Source organism: Longimicrobium sp., from assembly GCF_036554565.1.
Lineage (GTDB): Bacteria > Gemmatimonadota > Gemmatimonadetes > Longimicrobiales > Longimicrobiaceae > Longimicrobium.
Genome location: NZ_DATBNB010000519.1, coordinates 1 through 3876, shown reverse-complemented (window position 1 = coordinate 3876; position 3876 = coordinate 1). Strand labels below are relative to the sequence as shown.

Below are 3876 nucleotides of genomic sequence, written 5' to 3'. Positions count from 1 at the left end.
GGGCCGGGCGCAATGGCGTTGCTGCGGATCTTGTACGTGGCCCACTCCACCGCCAGTGACCGCGTCATCGCCAGCACGCCCGCCTTTGCCGCCGCGGAGGGAACGACGAACGCCGACCCCGTCCACGCGTAGGTGGTGACGATGTTCAGGATGCTTCCGCCGCGCCCCGCCTCGATCATCCGCCGGCCGACGGCGAGCGTGGCGTGAAACGTCCCGTTCAGCACCGTCTGCACGATGGCGTTGAAGCCGTTGGGCGAAAGGTCTTCCGTAGCGGATAGGAAGTTGCCCGCGGCGTTGTTCACCAGCACGTCGATGCCGCCGAAGCGCTCGGCCACCGCCTCGGTCATCGCCTCGACCTGGGCGAAGTCGCGCACGTCGCAGGGCTGGGTGAAAATGCGCTCGCCCCCGGGGCTGATCTGCCCGGCGGCGTCCGCCAGCCGCTCGGCGCTGCGGCCGGTGATGGCCACGTTGGCCCCCAGCGCGGCAAACTTGCGCGACATCGAAAGCCCCAGCCCCGAGCCGCCACCCGTCACCAGCACCGTCTTGCCCGCCAGAAGATCGTCCCGGAACACGTGCCCTCGCTCGCCATGGTGTGCGTGCCGCCCTCGCTGCCTGGGGTGACACTATCCCCCGGCGTTACGGCGCGAAAGCCCGCCCGGCATGGCGCGGCGGCGTGCGGCGGCGCTAAATTTCGCCCCGGCAACCGCTTTCACGGCACATCCCGAGCTCCTGATGCCCATCCCCCGTTCCTGGCGCGCCCCCCTGCTGGCCGCCCTGCTGGCCGTTTTCGCCGCCCCCGCCCTGCGCGCCCAGGCCACCATGGTTCCCGACACGGGGCTCACGGTGGTGCACCTGGTAATGGGGCAGGGCAAGATGGTGTGGGAAAAGTTCGGCCACGACGCCATCTGGATCCACGATCCCGCGGCGAGCACGGACCGCGTGTACAACTACGGGGTGTTCGACTTCGCCTCGCCGGGGTTCATGAGCCGGTTCATCGCCGGCAACCTGCTGTACGAGCTGGGCGTGTCCGACATCCAGAACACGCTGTTCCAGTACCAGTACTTCAACCGCGCCGTGTGGGGACAGGAGCTGAACCTGACGGCCGCGCAGAAGCGCGAGCTGCAGCGGCTGCTGGAGGTGAACGCGCTGCCGGAGAACAAGGACTACCTGTACGACTACTACCGGGACAACTGCTCCACGCGCATCCGCGACGTGGTGGACCGGGTGACTGGCGGGCGGCTGCGGGCGGCGACGGAAAAGGTGCCCACCAACACCACGTACCGGTGGCACAGCGAGCGATTGATCGCGGGCGACCCGGTTTCGTACACCGGCATCACGGGCGGGCTCGGGCCCGCGGCGGACCACAGGATCTCGCGGTGGGAAGAGATGTTCCTGCCCTTCAAGGTGCAGGAGCGGTTCCGCGAGGCAACGGTGCTGGACGAGGCGGGGCGCGAGGTGCCGCTGGTGAAGCGCGAGTGGACGCTGATCGAGGCCCAGGGCCGCCCCGCCCCGCTGTCCGAGCCGCCGACGTGGACACCCTGGTTCCTGGTGGCGGGGCTGCTGATCGGGGGAGCGCTGGTGGCGATGGGCCGTGCGGCGCCGCGGTCGGGGCTGGCGCGGATGGGCTTTGGCGCGGTGAGCGGGCTGTGGCTGCTGTTCGCGGGGGTCGGCGGGTTCGTGCTGGTGTACCTGTGGGCGTTCACCAACCACCGCATTGCCTACGGCAACGAGAACATGCTGCAGCTGTCGCCGCTGGCGCTGCCGCTGATCGTGCTGGTGCCGTGCGTGGCGTATGGTGCGCGGTGGGCAGCGCGTCCCGCGTGGGTGCTGGCGGCTGCGGTGGCGGCGCTCTCTGTGTTTGGTTTCATCGCGCAGGTGCTTCCCTGGCTAGACCAGCGCAACGCGCAGGTGATCGCGCTGGCGCTGCCCATCAACCTGGCCCTGGCGTGGACGGTGCGGCGGCTGACGCGGGGCGCTCCTGCGGCGCGGTAGGCACCCAAAAGCAGAGGGCACAACGAGGCTTGTCATCCAGAGGCGCAGGCGCACGGCATCGGCCCGCACACGGGGCGCGGCGCGCCGAAGGATCTTGCCGCGGAAACGTATAAGCTCGGGCGCGGCAGCGGTCACTGGCGCAGAGGCCTCGGCCTTCGTCCCGGCGGTTCAAACCGCAGCTGGAAAGTCACGAAGTCCGCCTTCGCGGACTGCACGCACGGTAGAGTGCACCAAGCCGGACGAAGCGCACGCGAATTCTCCCCTCTCCCGCTTGCGGGAGAGGGGCCGGGGGAGAGGGCAGCCGAGGGATGCGCCGGAGCGTTCGAACCGCACCAGCCTCGCCAGGGTTGCCCGCGCCACAAGTCGTGGTCAGCCCGGTCCGCTGCGGCTGTTCTCCCGATTCCGTAAAACCGAGTTCGTCGAATCACGATGGAAGTACAGATATTCGGCACCAAGAGCTGCAACGAAAGCAAGAAGGCGCTGCGCTTCTTCAAGGAGCGTCGCATCAAGACGCACTTCGTCGACCTGAAGGAGCGCGCCGCGGCGACGGGCGAGCTCAAGCGCTTCGCCGAGCGCTTCGGGGTGGAGGCGCTGCTGGACAGGCAGGGCAAGCGCTTCCGCGAGCGCGGCCTGCACGTGGCGCACGTGCCCGAGGCCAGGATCCTGCCTCTGCTGGTGGACGACCCGATGCTGCTGGTGACGCCCCTGGTGCGCGCCGGCAACCAACTGACCGTGGGCTGGGACGAAGCAAAATGGAAGCAGTGGACTGCGCCGTGAGCACCGGATGAGGATCATCGGGGGAAAGTGGGCGGGGCGGCACCTGATGTCGCCGCCGGACAAGCGCGTTCGCCCGACGGCGGAACACGTTCGGCAGGAGTGGCTGCGGCTGCTGGAGCCCAAGCTGAAGGGCGCGCGCGTGATCGACCTGTTCGCCGGCACCGGCGCCCTAGGGCTGGAGGCCATGTCGCGCGGCGCCGCCACCGCCGATTTCGTGGAAACGCGGCCTGCCAGCGTCCACGCGCTCAAGGCGAACATCGCCGCGCTGCACGTCCGCGAGCGGAGCCGCCTGTTCAAGAAGGACGCGCTGCCCTTCGCCGAGGCGCTGGAGCCGTTCGCCTACGACATCGCGTTCGCCGATCCGCCATACGGGTCCAAGATGCTGGACCGGCTGATCGACACGTGGCAGCAGACGCCGTTCGCCTCCATCCTGGCCGTGGAGCACGCGATCGACCACGAGCTGCCCGCCGGCGGCAAGCGCGTGGAGATCGACGACACCACGGCGCTCACCTTCTACCGCGCGCGGCCGTTCCCGCAGGACGCGTCCGCCGCCGCCGAATGAGCGAGCGCATCACCATCCGCCGCGCCACGCCGGACGACGCGGATACGTTCCTGGGCCTGGTGGACCAGCTGGCCGACTACGAGAAGCTGGACCGTCCCTCGCCGGAGGCGCGCGGCCGGCTGGTGGCGGACGCGTTCGGGCCGCGGCAGCGCATCAGCGTGTTCCTGGGCGAGCTGGACGGGACGGCGGTGTCGTACGCCATCGTGCTGGAAACGTACTCGTCGTTCCTGGCGCTTCCCACGCTATACCTGGAGGACCTGTTCGTGGTGCCCGACGCGCGGAGGCACGGCATCGGGGGCGCGTTCTTCCGCTTCCTGGCGGGTGAGGCGGTACGTCGCGGGTGCGGGCGGATGGAGTGGGTGGTGCTGGATTGGAACGAGCTCGCCATCGGGTTCTACGACAAGCTGGGCGCCCGCCGAATGACCGAGTGGTACACGTATCGGCTGAACGCCGAGCAGCTGCAGGAGATCGCGGGCGCGGTTACGTGACAGGGAGGCGTCAGCCCCGCTGGGGCGACTGAAGTCGCGGCAACAAAGGCCCAAAGT

5 protein-coding genes are annotated in these 3876 nt (G+C 69.3%); 4 read left to right on the top strand and 1 reads right to left on the bottom strand.

The window, feature by feature from the left end; all coding sequences use genetic code 11:
• On the bottom strand, positions 1–572 hold a 572-nt coding region (locus VIB55_RS14250), incomplete at its 3' end, for an SDR family NAD(P)-dependent oxidoreductase (RefSeq protein ID WP_331877322.1).
• 160 nt (positions 573–732) lie between these two features.
• On the opposite strand from VIB55_RS14250, the gene VIB55_RS14245 reads away from it, so the two are divergent.
• From VIB55_RS14245 to VIB55_RS14230, 4 genes are all read left to right on the top strand, one after another.
• Positions 733–1992, top strand: coding sequence for a DUF4105 domain-containing protein (locus VIB55_RS14245; RefSeq protein ID WP_331877321.1), 1260 nt, complete (start codon positions 733–735; stop codon positions 1990–1992).
• Between the two features lie 429 nt (positions 1993–2421).
• Positions 2422–2769, top strand: a complete 348-nt coding sequence (locus VIB55_RS14240) for an arsenate reductase family protein (RefSeq protein ID WP_331877320.1) — start codon at positions 2422–2424, stop codon at positions 2767–2769.
• A gap of 7 nt (positions 2770–2776) precedes the next feature.
• Positions 2777–3331: an RsmD family RNA methyltransferase gene (locus VIB55_RS14235; protein WP_331877319.1), complete on the top strand. Its 555-nt coding sequence runs from the start codon at positions 2777–2779 to the stop codon at positions 3329–3331.
• Positions 3328–3819 (top strand): GNAT family N-acetyltransferase, encoded by a 492-nt coding sequence (locus VIB55_RS14230; protein WP_331877318.1) that lies wholly within the window; start codon positions 3328–3330, stop codon positions 3817–3819. The genes VIB55_RS14235 and VIB55_RS14230 overlap by 4 nt, the downstream gene beginning before the upstream one ends.
• The last annotated feature ends 57 nt before the right edge of the window (positions 3820–3876 follow it).

Excerpts from the sequence above, each read along its gene's own strand:
- VIB55_RS14245 (WP_331877321.1), top strand. The coding sequence starts at position 733 with ATGCCCATCCCCCGTTCCTGGCGCGCCCCCCTGCTGGCCGCCCTGCTG.
- VIB55_RS14240 (WP_331877320.1), top strand. The coding sequence starts at position 2,422 with ATGGAAGTACAGATATTCGGCACCAAGAGCTGCAACGAAAGCAAGAAG.
- VIB55_RS14235 (WP_331877319.1), top strand. The coding sequence starts at position 2,777 with ATGAGGATCATCGGGGGAAAGTGGGCGGGGCGGCACCTGATGTCGCCG.
- VIB55_RS14230 (WP_331877318.1), top strand. The coding sequence starts at position 3,328 with ATGAGCGAGCGCATCACCATCCGCCGCGCCACGCCGGACGACGCGGAT.